Consider the following 13176-nt stretch of genomic DNA (forward strand, 5'->3'; position numbering starts at 1 on the left):
AGCGCCACGTCGACGATCATGTCTTCCTGGCCGCCGACCATGCGGCGCTTGCCCAGTTCGACCAGGATGTCCACGGTCTTGAGCTGGTACTTGGCCGCGGCGGCTTCGGAGTGGCGCAGGAACGAGCTGTACACGCCCGCATAGCCCAGCGCCAGCGTTTCGCGGTCCACGCGCACGGGGCGGTCCTGCAGCGGACGCACGATATCGTCGGCCGCGTCCATGAGCTTGTACAGGTCCGTGCCGTGATTCCAGCCCATGCGGTCGATCGCGGCGATGAAGGCCTCGAGCGGCGCATTGCCCGCGCCCGCGCCCATGCCCGCCAGGCTGGCGTCCACGCGGTCGCAGCCCTCCTCGACGGCGACGATGGAGTTGGCCACGCCCAGACTCAGGTTGTGGTGGGCGTGCATGCCGGTCTGTGTCTCGGGCTTGAGAACATCCTTGAATGCGCGGAAGCGATCGCGCACGTCGTTCATGCCGAGCGCGCCGCCGGAATCCACCACGTAGCAGCAGGTTGCGCCATAGCTCTCCATGAGCTTGGCCTGCTGCGCGAGCGCGGACGGCGAGGTCATGTGGCTCATCATCAGGAAGCCCACGGCCTCCATGCCCAGATGGCGCGCATATTCGATGTGCTGCCTGGACACGTCCGCTTCGGTGCAATGCGTTGCCACGCGCACCACGCGCACGCCGGCATCGTAGGCATTCTTCAGATCGTGCACGGTGCCGATGCCGGGCAGCAGCAGCGTGGCGATCTTGGCATGTTTGACCACGCTGGCCACGGCTTCGATCCATTCCAGATCGGTGTGGGCTCCGAAGCCGTAGTTGAAGCTCGACCCCTGCAGGCCGTCGCCGTGCGCCACTTCGATGGAGTCCACCTTGGCGTCGTCGAGCGCCTTGGCGATCTGCCTGGCGTTCTCCACGCTGTATTGGTGGCGGATGGCATGGCTGCCATCGCGCAGCGTCACGTCGGAGATGTAGATTTTCTTGTTCGCATTCATGGTGTTTCGTCTCCTCAGGCGGTCACGGCTTGGGCTGCCAGCATGCGGGCGGCCATATGTTCCGCGGTGCGCAGGCCCGCGCTGGTCATGATGTCCAGGTTGCCCGCGTAAGCCGGCAGATAGTGCGCCGCGCCTTCCACTTCGAGGAAGATCGAGGTCTTCAGGCCGGTGAGCGCATCGCCCACGCCGGGTATGCGGATCGGCTGCTCGATGCGGTCGAACTGCACCTTCTGCTTGAGGCGGTATCCCGGCACGTACGACTGCACGGCCGCGGCCATCTGCTCCACCGACCTGGCGATCGCATCTTCATCGGCCAGCTCGCTGAGCGTGTACACCGTATCGCGCATGATCAGCGGCGGCTCCGCCGGATTCAGCACGATGATGGCCTTGCCCCTGGTTGCTCCGCCCACCACTTCGATGGCCTTGGACGTGGTCTCGGTGAACTCGTCGATGTTGGCGCGCGTGCCGGGGCCCGCGCTCTTGCTGGAGATGGAGGCCACGATCTCGCCGTAGTGCACCTTGGCCACGCGCGAGACGGCGGCGACCATGGGGATGGTGGCCTGTCCGCCGCAGGTGACCATGTTGACGTTCAGCGCATCGAGGTGCTGTTCGCCGTTCACCACGGGAATGCAATAGGGGCCGATGGCCGCCGGCGTCAGGTCGACCATGCGAATGCCGGGCTTGAGCGCGCGCAGGAAGGCGTCGTTCTTCACGTGCGCGCCAGCGCTGGTCGCGTCGAACACGAAGTCGATGTCCTGGAACACGGGCAGCTTCGCGAGTCCTTGCACGCCTTCATGCGTGGTGGCGACCCCCATGCGCGCGGCGCGGGCCAGGCCGTCCGACTGGGGATCGATGCCCACCATCGCGCCCATCTCGATATGGTCGCCGTGGCGCAGGATCTTGATCATCAAGTCCGTACCGATGTTTCCGCTGCCGATGATGGCTGCCTTGAGTTTCCTTTGAGCGTTTGACACTTGACTCCTTCCTTTGCGGGGTCGGGCCCCGTTGTTTTCCATGAAGCGCGAGTTTATGGAAAATCATCGAAATTATCAACATATGAATACACATCTCATATATTGAGTATTTGTATTCAACCCAATCACCGGGCGACGCATGGGAGAATCGGCACCGGATTGGTGCAAAACCCGCGCTGGACATGGATTTGGAGGCGGTTTGCGGCATTCATCCATGCCGATTGGGCATCCTTCGATCACAAGTCTTTCACTGGCCCTCCAAGGTTGCGCATTGCAGCCTACAATCGGCTCCCCTTACTCACACTGCCGGCACTGGAAACCAGGGGTCCTCTGCACGAATCGATGGATAGGCTCTGTTAGTGCGGATCGGGACGGAATGCAAGGCGCGAACTGCGGCGGCGGACCGGTTGATCGCGCGCCAGCCAGACATCGGCCCGATTCGTGCGGGAGCATCCCGGGACGGAAGGCGCCGTCGGCATAGCCTTCGCTGGAGACGCCAGATGTCCGAGAACACAGCCCCGACCCCTGTTGATAAACGTGCCCAGCTGCGCAAGGCGGCGCTCGAATACCACGAGTTCCCCAAGCCCGGCAAGATCACCATTGCTGCGACCAAGCAGATGATCAACCAGCACGACCTGGCGCTGGCCTATTCGCCCGGAGTTGCCGCGCCCTGCGAGGAGATCGTCAAGGATCCGAACGCGGCCTTCCGCTACACCGCGCGCGGCAATCTGGTGGGCGTGGTGACCAACGGCACCGCCGTGCTCGGCCTGGGCGACATCGGCGCGCTGGCGGGCAAGCCCGTCATGGAAGGCAAGGGCGTGCTGTTCAAGAAGTTCTCCGGCATCGACGTCTTCGACATCGAGATCGACGAGAAAGACCCGGACAAGCTGGTCGAGATCATCGCCGCGCTCGAACCCACGTTCGGCGGCATCAACCTGGAAGACATCAAGGCCCCGGACTGCTTCTACGTGGAGCGCAAACTGCGCGAGCGCATGAAGATCCCGGTCTTTCATGATGACCAGCACGGCACGGCCATCACGGTGGGCGCCGCCGTCCTCAACGGCCTGAAGATCGCCGGCAAGGACATCGCCAAGGTCAAGCTGGTGGCCTCCGGCGCGGGCGCCGCGGCGCTTGCGTGCCTGGGCCTCCTGGTCAAGCTCGGCCTGCCGCGCGAGAACATCTGGGTGACCGACATCGCCGGCGTGGTCTACAAGGGCCGCACCGAACTGATGGACGACGACAAGGCCTTCTTCGCGCAGGAAACCGCCCAGCGCACGCTGGGCGAGGCGATTGCCGACGCGGACGTGTTCCTCGGCCTGTCCGCCGGCGGCGTGCTCAAGCAGGACATGGTCCGCAAGATGGCGGCCAATCCGCTGATCTTCGCGCTGGCCAATCCGAACCCGGAAATCTCCCCCGAAGACGTGAAGGCCGTGCGCGACGACGCCATCATCGCCACCGGCCGCACCGACTATCCCAACCAGGTCAACAACGTCCTGTGCTTCCCCTACATCTTCCGGGGCGCGCTCGACTGCGGCGCAACCACCATCACGACGGAGATGGAAATCGCCGCCGTGCATGCGATCGCCGAGCTGGCGCAGGCCGAGCAAAGCGAGGTGGTGGCCGCCGCCTACGCGGGTGAGCCGCTGGCCTTTGGCCGCGAGTACCTGATTCCCAAGCCGTTCGACCCACGCCTGATGATGAAGATCGCCCCGGCGGTCGCCCGGGCCGCCGCCGACAGCGGCGTCGCGCTGCGCCCGATCGCCGACATGGACGCCTACAGCGATCACCTGCAGACATTCGTCTATGCCTCCGGCACGACGATGAAGCCGATCTTCACCGCAGCCAAGACCGCAGCCAAGAAACGCGTGGCCTACGCCGAAGGCGAGGAGGAACGCGTGCTGCGCGCCGCGCAGATCGTGGTGGACGAGAAAGTGGCCCGCCCCACGCTCATCGGCCGGCCGGCCATCATCGCCCAGCGCATCGAGAAGTTCGGACTGCGCCTCAAGGAGGGCCAGGATTACGACGTGGTCAATGTGGAGAACGACCACCGCTATCGTGATTTCTGGCAGACCTACCACCACATGACCGAGCGCAAGGGCATCACCGCGCCCATGGCCAAGATCGAAATGCGCCGCCGCCTGACCCTGATCGCCGCAATGCTGCTGCACAAGGGCGAGGTCGACGGCATGATCTGCGGCACCTGGGGCCTGACGGCGCACCACCTGAACTACATCGACCAGGTGATCGGCAAGCGCGCGGGCACCGCCACCTACGCCTGCATGAACGGCCTGCTGCTGCCCGAGCGCCAGGTGTTCCTGGTGGACACGCACGTCAACTACGACCCGACGGCGGAGCAGCTCGCGGAGATCACCGTCATGGCCGCCGAGGAAATGATGCGTTTTGGCATCAAGCCCAAGGCCGCTTTGTTGTCACATTCCAATTTCGGATCGACCAGCCATCCCAGTGCAGTAAAGATGCGCCAGACGCTTGAAATACTCAAGATTCAGGCGCCATGGCTCGAAGTGGATGGGGAGATGCATGGCGACGTCGCGCTGGACGGCAAGGCCCGCGCGGCGCTCATGCCGCGAAGCACCCTGTCGGGAAGTGCCAACCTGTTGGTGATGCCCAACATCGACGCGGCCAATATTTCCTACAACCTGCTGAAGACGGCCGCCGGCGGCGGCATCTCCATCGGGCCCGTGCTGTTGGGCGCTTCCCAGCCCGTCCACATCCTGACGCCAAGCACCACGGTGCGCCGGCTCGTCAACATGACGGCACTGACCGTCGCGGACGCCAACGCCTCCAGATAATGGTTTGAGCCATAGCTCACGCTCACTTTTTATCAGTTGTTTACAAGCAAGGGGCTGCCCGTTTTTTGGGCAGTCCCTTGCTTTTTGCATGCCTTTGAGTCAAACTATTGCCTCGAAATTACGGGTTTACCCGTGATTTCCGAAAGGTATCGTTGATGTTGAAGGCTATCGCCATGTCGGCGAACAACGCTGGGTTCAATGCTCGCATGAGGGCGGGTTTCAGATCTGGTATCGCAGGATTGGCATACGCCTTCATGGCTGCATGCCTCGTTGCGGCCCCCGTATCTGCTCACGCTCGCAAAAGCACGCCCGAGCCCGGATCTTCCACCATTGAGATGGCAGAGTTGCCGCCCCAGGCGCGCACGACCTATGCATTGATCAAGGAGGGGGGCCCCTTCGCATACGACAAGGACGGAGCGGTTTTTGGCAATTACGAGCGCCAGCTTCCCAAAGCGCGGCGCGGCTATTACCGCGAATACACCGTCAGGACGCCTGGAGCCCGCAATCGGGGGGCTCGGCGCATCGTATGCGGCGGACCCGTGCGCACACCGAATGTTTGCTACTACACCAACGACCACTACGCAAACTTCCGAGAGATCAAGGAATAAGTGCCAGCCAGCCTATATCCTGCTTTACCGGCAGGACGCAGATACTTGGCGACAGATCGTTATCGGCACACAATTTCTGTGTTTCCCGAATTGAACCGAATCATTCATCTTTTTGTGGATATCTAACAAGAAAGAGCAACGGAGATGGAAATGCCACTTCGTCACGAACAGGAAAACACCCTTCTGCGCGGGGTGCGTCCCAATATCGTCCAGTCCATCCGGGCCTATCGCATCCACGACCTGCAGGCGGCCGCCCAGGCAATGGGAAACCACTTCCTGTACGCCAACCTGGCGCATGCCCAGTCCAAGCAAGACATCCTCGACCTGATCGCCCAGCAATTCATGTTTCCGGCGCACTTCGGCAAGAATTTCGACGCGCTGTATGACTGCATGACCGATCCTCTGCACAAGTCCGGCCCCCAACCCGGCTTCATCGTCGTGCTCGAGCAGATTCCGACGACGCCCAAGTTCGACAAGGAAGCGCGCGAGCAGTTGCTCGACATCTTCCGTGACGCCGCCGACTACTGGGCCGACCGCAAGATCGCATTCCGCTGCTTCTATTCTTTTCTGTAGCCCGTTCCGCGACCTCAGGCCAGGTGGAACGGGCCAGCGTGGCCGAGACAGCCGCTCGCCGGCGCTCCTCTCATGCAGTCGATATCGTGATCGATACGTCCAGCGGCGAGAAAATGCCCACGGACAAAATCGTGGATGTCTCGCCGCAGGCGCTGCGCATGAGCAGCCCTTTCAACGCCAGCTATTGGCTGGCGGCCGCCTGAAATCAACCATCACCGTATCGCGGTCATTGTTGTCAATTTTCCGCAACTTCAGGCAACTGCGAGAAATTGGCGTGATACCCCATCTTTCCCGACCCGATCCAATCATCAGGCTCCCGCTGGGCGCTCATGGCTCGTAGCCGTAGGCGCCGCGGACACGGGGCGAGCGCCGGCGGGGCGTCTAGCGCTGCTCCGACGGCTTGAGCGCAAGGGCAAGCTGCACGTAGTCATTCACCGGCACTTCCTCCGCGCGGCGCTGGACGTCGAACTGCCCGGCAAATCCGCGCGCATCCAGCCATGCGCCCAACGTGTGGCGCAGCTTCTTGCGCCGCTGGCTGAAAGCCACCTGCACCATCTCCTCCATCAGCTTCACGTCGACCTGCGCGGGATGCGCGCGCGGCACCATGCGCACGACCGCGCTGTCCACGCGCGGCGGCGGGTCGAAGCTCTCCGGCGGCACGAACAGGAAGTTCTCCATCTCGTAGCGCCACTGGAGCATCACGGACAGGCGGCCATAGTCGCCCGAGGAGGGCGCTGCCACCATGCGGTCGATCACCTCCTTTTGCAGCATGAAATGCTGATCCTGGATCACGTCCACATAATCAAGCAGGTGAAAAAGGATGGGCGTGGAGATGTTGTACGGCAGATTGCCGACCACGCGAATGCGCGGCACGTTCATGTCCCTGGCGAGCTGCGCGAAGTCCACGCGCAGCACGTCGGATTCGATCACCGTCAACTGGCCGTGGCCACGCAGGCGCTGCGCCAGGTCACGGTCCAGCTCGATGACGGTGAGATGGCCCAGGCGCTCGACGAGCGGCTGCGTCAACGCCGCCAGGCCGGGGCCGATCTCCACCACGGGCTCGCCCGCAACCGGCGCGATGCCGTTGACGATGGACTCGATGATGTACGAGTCGCTGAGAAAATGCTGGCCGAATCGCTTGCGCGGAATATGCTTGCTCATAAGGAAAAACGGCCGCTGTCGTCGCGGCCGGAAAAATCATTGCGGTGGTTCGCGGTATTCCACATAGGCCTGGGCTCTCGCCTCCTGCTGCCAGTGGACATAGGCTTCGTCGAGCTTCTTCTCGCGCACGAGATCGCGCACCATCTCACGCTGCTCGCGCTGAGAGAGCTTGACCTCGCGGCGATCGATCAGCTGGATCAGGTGCATGCCGAAGCGCGATAGTATGGGCTGACTGATCTGTCCGGGCTGCAGCGACTCGACCACTTGCTCGAACTCCGGCACGTACCTGCCCGGGCCTGCCCAGCCCAGATCACCGCCGCCCTGCGCGCTGCCGTCCTGCGAATACTCGCGGGCCAGCGCCTCGAAGGTGGCCTGCCCGCTCGCGATGCGGCTGCGGTAGTCTTCCAGGCGCTGCGCCGCCTGCTCCTCGGAGAGCTGCGCGCCGATGCGCAGCAGAATATGGCGCACGTGCGATTGCACGGCCACCGACGGCACGCCGGAGAGGGTGCGGTCGACCACCTTCAGGATGTGAAAACCCGCGGGCGACTGCACCGGACCGACCAGGCTGCCGATCGCCGCCTTCTGCGTGGCCTGGACGAAAAGCTCTGGATAGCGGTCCACGGAACGCAACCCCATCAGGCCGCCTTGCGAGGCGTCCGCCGCATCCGACGATTCGCGCGCTGCGGCGAAGAAGTCCTTGCCGCTGCGGATCTCGGCCATCAGCTTCTTGGCCTTTTCCCGCTGGGCTTCGATGAGTTCGTTGCTCGCGCCTTCGGGCACGGCGATGAGGATGTGGCCGAGGTTGATGTCCGCATTGGCCGCGGCGGCGCCCGCCGAAGCGCTGCGCTGCTCGCGCAGATACTGGTCGATGTCGAACTCGGACACCTTCACGCGCGCATCCACGTCACGCTCGCGCAGGCGCTGCACCAGCATCTGGTTGCGCAGCTCTTCACGGAACTGCTCCTTGGAGATGCCGTCCGCGGCAAGCCGGCGGTACATGTCCTCCTCCGAGAGCTTGTTTTGCTGCGCCACCGATTTCACGGCTTGCGACACCGCGTAGCTGTCCACCTTCAGGCCCATCTCCTTGGCGTTCTGCAGCAGGATCTTGTCCATGATCAGGCGTTCAAGCGCTTCCTTGGCCAGCACGTCCTGCGGCGGCAGCCTGACGCCTTGCGCCTCCATCTGCGCGCGCGTGCGCTCCATGCGGATCTGTACGTCATTGTTGGTGATGGGCTCGGAGTTGACCACCGCCACGATGAAATCGGCAGAGCGCGTGACGGTGCCGGCGCCAGGGGCCGGCAGGGTCACGCTCGGCGACGAAAGGCGCGGCGCCTGGGGCACGCCCGCGGCGCGCAGGCCCTGTGCGTTGGCGGCCGGCGGCACGGCGCCCGCGAGCGTTGCGACAGAGACGAGACTCAAGGTCAGTGCACGGATTTTCATGGCATCTTCAAAAATTAATGGGCGGCGCCGGCAGCGGCGCACGCATCCTGGCTCGTGATGGCATGTTCATCACTAGTCATACTGGGTGAAGCGGCTTGGGGCCGTCACGTCCTGGTTGAGCATCTGGTAGCGCGGCACGTTGCGCTGCAGGCTTTGCAGCGGATTGGAGCCGAGCGACAGGCGGGAGAACCCGAGGAATTCCACCTGGAACATCAACCGCGTGTTGGATGAGAGCAGGGTGTTTTGCAAACGTTCCAGCACGACGCGGCCGATCCAGCAGCATGCCTCGTATTCCAGGCCCACCACCGTATCGACGAACTTGCTGTCCTTCATGCTGTAGTTGAGGCGGCCGACGGTGTACCAGCGGCCGCCGCTGCGCGTCGCGCGCTCGCTCTTGTCGCCCCAGAGGTCGTTGAGCGGCCACTGCCAGCCCACGTCGAGCTGTTCGCTCGGCTCGGTGATGAAGTCGGTGACTTTCTGCAGGCGATAGGCGGCGCTGACGGTACGGTACTTGCCCGGGGAGTAGCGCGCGCCGATCGTGCTGCGCATCGAGCGGCTGGTCTTGGGGTTGTACTGGACGGTGGAGTCGAACGCCCACTCGGGCGTCCAGTTGATGCCCGCGCCCAGCAGCACGTCCGAAAGGCGCTCGCTGATGGTCGAGACGCCCGGCATGTTGACCCGCTGGTCGGAAAAGCGCACGCGCTGCGCAATCCCCAGCCGCACGGCTTCCGCGCCGGTGTCGGCATCCAGCAGACGCGTCGTCAGGCCTACCGTGAGCAGGTTGTTGTCGGCGATGCGGTCATTGCCGCCAAAGCTGTTTTCGGTGTAGATGGACGCGAAATTGAAGTCGTTGGGCGCCGTATCGTAAATCGGGATCATGCTCTGATCACGATAGGGCGTGTAGGTGTAGAACGCGCGCGGCTCCAGCGTCTGCAGGAAATTGCGCCCCAGGAACTGGGTGTCGCGCTCGAACACCAGGCCGCTGTCCAGGCTGAACGTGGGCAGCGTGCGCGACACGCTGGTGGCCCCGTTGCCGAGCGCATAGTCGAACTGGTAGTTCGTCGTGTTCAGCATGACCTTCGGCGTCACGAAACCCGCGGGCGCGAGGAACGGCCGGCTGATCTGCGCCGAGAGGAAGGAGCGCTCCGCGTTGGGCTGGTTGGTGTAGTACCGGTCCGCATGGAAGCTGGAGTAATCGGCCATCACGCTGGCGTCGAACCCGCCCGCCAGGTCCTGCGGCGCGTAGCGCCATTGCAGCTGCGGCATCCGGTCATACGGAGGGGTGATCGGCGCCGATGCATCCTGCAGGGTCTGCCACTTCAGGGTGCGCAGCGCCACCGAATGATCGCCCTTGCTCCAGTTGAGCGAGGCGTCCGCCGACAGCAGGCGCTGCGTGAGCTGCGTGTACATGCCGGTCGGGCTGCTGCGCTGGGTGAAATCGCGCCAATAGTTGTCATCGCTCACCCGCTTGATGTCCAGGTTCAGCCCCAAACCGCCAATCGGCGAATCGATCTGGCCATTGTGCTTGAGGCTGTAGGCCCAGCGGTCGCGATCGCGCAACTGGTCGCTGGGCATGTAGACAGCCGCCGCCGTGCCCTTGTAGCTGGGCTCCAGATAGCGGAACTCGCCCGCCAGCGCCGCGCCACGGCGCGACATGAGCATGGGGGTGATGGTGGCGTCGCGGTTGGGCGCGATGTTCCAGTAATAGGGCTGCTCGTACTCGATGCCGCTGACCGAGTCGAGGCCGATCGTGGGCGGCAGAAAACCCGATTTGCGCTTGTCCGACAGCGGAAACGTGATGCGCGGCACCGGCAGGATCGGCACGCCCTTGAACTCCAGCACGCCGTTCTCGGCGGTTCCGACATCTTCCGCGCGGTCGAGCGTGATCTTGCGCGCGCGCAAGATCCAGTCGGGCCGCCAGCTGTCCTCGTTGGTCCGCTCGCAGGTCGTGTAGGTGCTGTTGTAGACCACCGAATGGTCGTTGTCGATGAAGTCCACGCGCGATGCCTCGCCGTGGCCCCCGGTCTCCAGAAACCTGTAGCGCGCGTCGCTGAAGAAGCCCGAGAAGGCATCGACCTGCAGGTCCAGCAGGGTACCTTCATAGACGTTGCCCGCACGGTTGATGTGCACATTGCCTTCGGCGGTGGCCCGGTCCTCGGGAACGTCGTATTCCATGCGGTCGGCGCGGATCACCGTATCGCCGCGCCGCAGCTCCGCATGTCCGTCGATCACCGCCTTGATGTCGGGCTGGCCCGTGACCTGGTCGCCGGATACGAATACCGGCTGCTGACCGCGCACGGCAGAAGGAATATTCTCGTCCAGCATCGGCGACGCATGCAGCGCGGGAGGCGGGAGTGCCGAGGCCGGAGCCGCCGCGGAAGCCGCCGAGACGGCCTGCGGCCCGGGCTCGCCAAGGGCCCGCGCCGGCTGAAGCTGTCTTTCGGGCGCACCGTCGGCCTGGGCCTGGGCCATCTGCAAAACGGGCTGGGGCGCCACATCCGCGCCGCCGGTCTCGAAAGCCTCGGTGACGGTGGAGCCGTCCGCGGCCTGCCAGCGGATCGGCGCATCGGCCAGGGCGCCCTGGGCCAGCGCATAGCCTGGCGCGATGCCGCACATCGCAGCCGCCACCAGCCGCACCAGCAGGCGCTGCTCGAACCGTTGTTGCAGGCCCGAAGCAGGCACGGCACAGCGCGCGCGCTGGCGGGCGCTTCCAGGGGCTCGTTGTTTGTGATTGTTCAAATCTTCGGGCAAAGCTAGTCAGTCCATGGTGTCGGAAGGCGGGGCAGCAAAAAAGGAGCAAGCGCCGCTTCCTCAGCATCCGGCGGGCCGGGTTTGTAGAATCGGATTATCCATGAGCCAACCCACCCACCCCATTCAAGCGGGCACTCCAGCCCCCGCAGCAGCCGTTTCCTGGCCGGACCCGGCGCGCCAGAAGCTGTTCGATCAATGGCTCGCGTCGCAGGCGGGCGCGCACGCGCTGCTCGTCGATTCCCTGAGCACCGCGTCGGCTGACGCCAGTTTCCGCCGCTATCTGCGCATCGCTGGCGCCAACGGCACAAGCTACATCATTATGGACGCTCCTCCCGACAAGGAGGATTGCCGCCCATTCGTCCACGTGCAGAAGCTGCTCGAGCAGGCCCATGTGCTCGCCCCCAGGATCCTGGCCTGGGATGAATCCAACGGCTTCATGCTGATCACCGACTTCGGCGACCGGACGCTCATCGGGCTGCTCGACCCCGCGCAGCCCGCCGCCGCGCATGAATGGTATCTGCAGGCCGTCGATACGCTCGTCGACTGGCAGAGGGCCTCGCGCCCCGGCGTGCTGCCCGACTATGACGACGCGCTGCTGCGCCGCGAGCTGCAGTTGTTCCCGGACTGGTATCTGGCCCGGCATCGCCAGTTCGCGCCCGACGAAAAGCAGCATGCGATGCTGCAGCGCACGTTCGACACCATCATCGCCACCAACCTGCAGGCGCCCTCCGTCTTCGTGCACCGCGACTACATGACGCGCAACCTCATGGTCACGCCGGACGAGGAACTGGCGGTTCTCGATTTCCAGGATGCCGTGTACGGTCCCGTCACGTACGACATCGCCAGCCTGCTGCGCGACGCATTCATCAGCTGGGAAGAGGATTTCGTCATCGACATTACCGTCCGTTACTGGGAGAAAGCCCGCCGCGCAGGCATTCTCGGAGCGGACAGCGCCAGCGGCTGGGGAGCGGACTTCGGCGACTTCTACCGCGCGGTAGATTGGATGGGACTGCAGCGCCACCTGAAGGTGGCCGGCATCTTCGCCCGCCTCACGCTGCGCGACGGCAAGCCCAAATACCTGGCCGATACGCCCCGCTTCATTGCCTACATCCGCCAGACGGCCGGCCGCTATCGCGAGCTCTCGCCGCTGTTGCGCATGATCGACGAGGTGGAAGGCACGCAGCCGGCCTACGGCTTCGCCTATGGACGCATATGACCCCGCAGGAAGGCGGGCGCGCAGCCCGCATCGGCCCTGTCGTTCGCGGCGCATGACGCGCGGCGACGTGGCCGCAATTGTTTTTTGAAATACATGCCGCGTTTTTATTGTTCACTGCCGCTTTCCCACGGCGCAGACATCGCCCTGCCTCCCGCGGCGGCGCGCCACGTGCAGGTGCTGCGCCTGCAGCCCGGCGACCCAGTCACCCTGTTCGACGGCCGTGGCGGCGAACATGCGGCCACCATCACCCGCATGGGCCGCAGCGATGTCGAAGTGCGCGTGGGCGATCACTCGCCCATCGAGCGCGAGGCGCCCATGGCCGTCCACCTGATCAGCGGAATGCCCGCCAACGAGCGCATGGACTGGCTGGTCGAGAAAGCCACCGAACTGGGCGCGGCCAGCATCCAGCCGTTGGCCGCCGCGCGCAGCGTCATCAAGCTCTCGGGCGAGCGTGCAGACAAGCGCAAGGACCGCTGGCAGGCGATCGCCATCTCGGCATGCGAGCAGTGCGGACGCAACCGTCTGCCCGAAGTGCACGCGCCCGCCTCGCTCGCCCAATGGCTGAAGCAGCAGCCCGCCGAGGCTTTGTCCGAAGATGCCGTGCGCGTGGTGCTGTCGCTGCGCGAAGGCAAGCGCCCGCTGCGCGAA

Annotated in this window: 11 protein-coding genes; 6 read left to right on the forward strand and 5 right to left on the reverse strand. The window is 64.4% G+C overall.

The window, feature by feature from the left end; all coding sequences use genetic code 11:
* Nucleotides 1–995: 4-hydroxy-2-oxovalerate aldolase (gene dmpG / locus ABWP92_RS13050; protein ID WP_353235821.1), on the reverse strand; the 995-nt coding region annotated here is incomplete at its 3' end.
* A 14-nt stretch (nt 996–1009) separates the two neighbouring features.
* Nucleotides 1010–1969: an acetaldehyde dehydrogenase (acetylating) gene (locus tag ABWP92_RS13055; RefSeq protein WP_353235822.1), complete on the reverse strand. Its 960-nt coding sequence runs from the start codon at nt 1967–1969 to the stop codon at nt 1010–1012.
* 500 nt (nt 1970–2469) lie between these two features.
* Between ABWP92_RS13055 and ABWP92_RS13060 the strand changes: the two genes are divergently transcribed.
* From ABWP92_RS13060 to ABWP92_RS13075, 4 genes are all read left to right on the forward strand, one after another.
* Nucleotides 2470–4779: an NADP-dependent malic enzyme gene (locus ABWP92_RS13060; protein WP_353235823.1), complete on the forward strand. Its 2310-nt coding sequence runs from the start codon at nt 2470–2472 to the stop codon at nt 4777–4779.
* Between the two features lie 155 nt (nt 4780–4934).
* On the forward strand, nt 4935–5387 hold the full coding sequence (locus tag ABWP92_RS13065; RefSeq protein ID WP_502907531.1) for a guanyl-specific ribonuclease: 453 nt from the start codon (nt 4935–4937) through the stop codon (nt 5385–5387).
* Nucleotides 5388–5531: 144 nt separating this feature from the next.
* A complete protein-coding gene (locus tag ABWP92_RS13070; RefSeq protein ID WP_353235824.1) occupies nt 5532–5960 on the forward strand; it encodes a barstar family protein in 429 nt (142 codons plus the stop codon).
* Nucleotides 5961–5998: 38 nt separating this feature from the next.
* Nucleotides 5999–6163: a hypothetical protein gene (locus ABWP92_RS13075; RefSeq protein WP_353235825.1), complete on the forward strand. Its 165-nt coding sequence runs from the start codon at nt 5999–6001 to the stop codon at nt 6161–6163.
* Between the two features lie 178 nt (nt 6164–6341).
* On the opposite strand, the gene rsmA is transcribed toward ABWP92_RS13075, so the two are convergent.
* The 3 genes from rsmA to ABWP92_RS13090 form a co-directional block, all read right to left on the reverse strand.
* On the reverse strand, nt 6342–7121 hold the full coding sequence (gene rsmA / locus ABWP92_RS13080; protein WP_353235826.1) for a 16S rRNA (adenine(1518)-N(6)/adenine(1519)-N(6))-dimethyltransferase RsmA: 780 nt from the start codon (nt 7119–7121) through the stop codon (nt 6342–6344).
* Nucleotides 7122–7157: 36 nt separating this feature from the next.
* Nucleotides 7158–8561 (reverse strand): peptidylprolyl isomerase, encoded by a 1404-nt coding sequence (locus ABWP92_RS13085; protein ID WP_353235827.1) that lies wholly within the window; start codon nt 8559–8561, stop codon nt 7158–7160.
* A 72-nt stretch (nt 8562–8633) separates the two neighbouring features.
* Entirely contained in the window at nt 8634–11033 is a 2400-nt protein-coding gene (locus tag ABWP92_RS13090) for an LPS-assembly protein LptD (protein ID WP_353235831.1), read from the reverse strand.
* A gap of 379 nt (nt 11034–11412) precedes the next feature.
* On the opposite strand from ABWP92_RS13090, the gene ABWP92_RS13095 reads away from it, so the two are divergent.
* Nucleotides 11413–12528 (forward strand): aminoglycoside phosphotransferase family protein, encoded by a 1116-nt coding sequence (locus ABWP92_RS13095; RefSeq protein ID WP_353235828.1) that lies wholly within the window; start codon nt 11413–11415, stop codon nt 12526–12528.
* Between the two features lie 93 nt (nt 12529–12621).
* The coding region (locus tag ABWP92_RS13100) for a 16S rRNA (uracil(1498)-N(3))-methyltransferase (protein ID WP_353235829.1) at nt 12622–13176 on the forward strand (555 nt) is incomplete at its 3' end.

The organism is Diaphorobacter ruginosibacter (genome assembly GCF_040396215.1).
Taxonomy (GTDB): Bacteria; Pseudomonadota; Gammaproteobacteria; order Burkholderiales; family Burkholderiaceae_C; genus Diaphorobacter_A; species Diaphorobacter_A ruginosibacter_A.

What these genes read in the sequence shown, in the direction of transcription:
- ABWP92_RS13060 (WP_353235823.1), top strand. Translation starts at nt 2,470, where the DNA reads ATGTCCGAGAACACAGCCCCGACCCCTGTTGATAAACGTGCCCAGCTG.
- ABWP92_RS13065 (WP_502907531.1), top strand. Translation starts at nt 4,935, where the DNA reads ATGTTGAAGGCTATCGCCATGTCGGCGAACAACGCTGGGTTCAATGCT.
- ABWP92_RS13070 (WP_353235824.1), top strand. Translation starts at nt 5,532, where the DNA reads ATGGAAATGCCACTTCGTCACGAACAGGAAAACACCCTTCTGCGCGGG.
- rsmA (WP_353235826.1), bottom strand. Translation starts at nt 7,121, where the DNA reads ATGAGCAAGCATATTCCGCGCAAGCGATTCGGCCAGCATTTTCTCAGC.
- ABWP92_RS13085 (WP_353235827.1), bottom strand. Translation starts at nt 8,561, where the DNA reads ATGAAAATCCGTGCACTGACCTTGAGTCTCGTCTCTGTCGCAACGCTC.
- ABWP92_RS13090 (WP_353235831.1), bottom strand. Translation starts at nt 11,033, where the DNA reads ATGGCCCAGGCCCAGGCCGACGGTGCGCCCGAAAGACAGCTTCAGCCG.
- ABWP92_RS13095 (WP_353235828.1), top strand. Translation starts at nt 11,413, where the DNA reads ATGAGCCAACCCACCCACCCCATTCAAGCGGGCACTCCAGCCCCCGCA.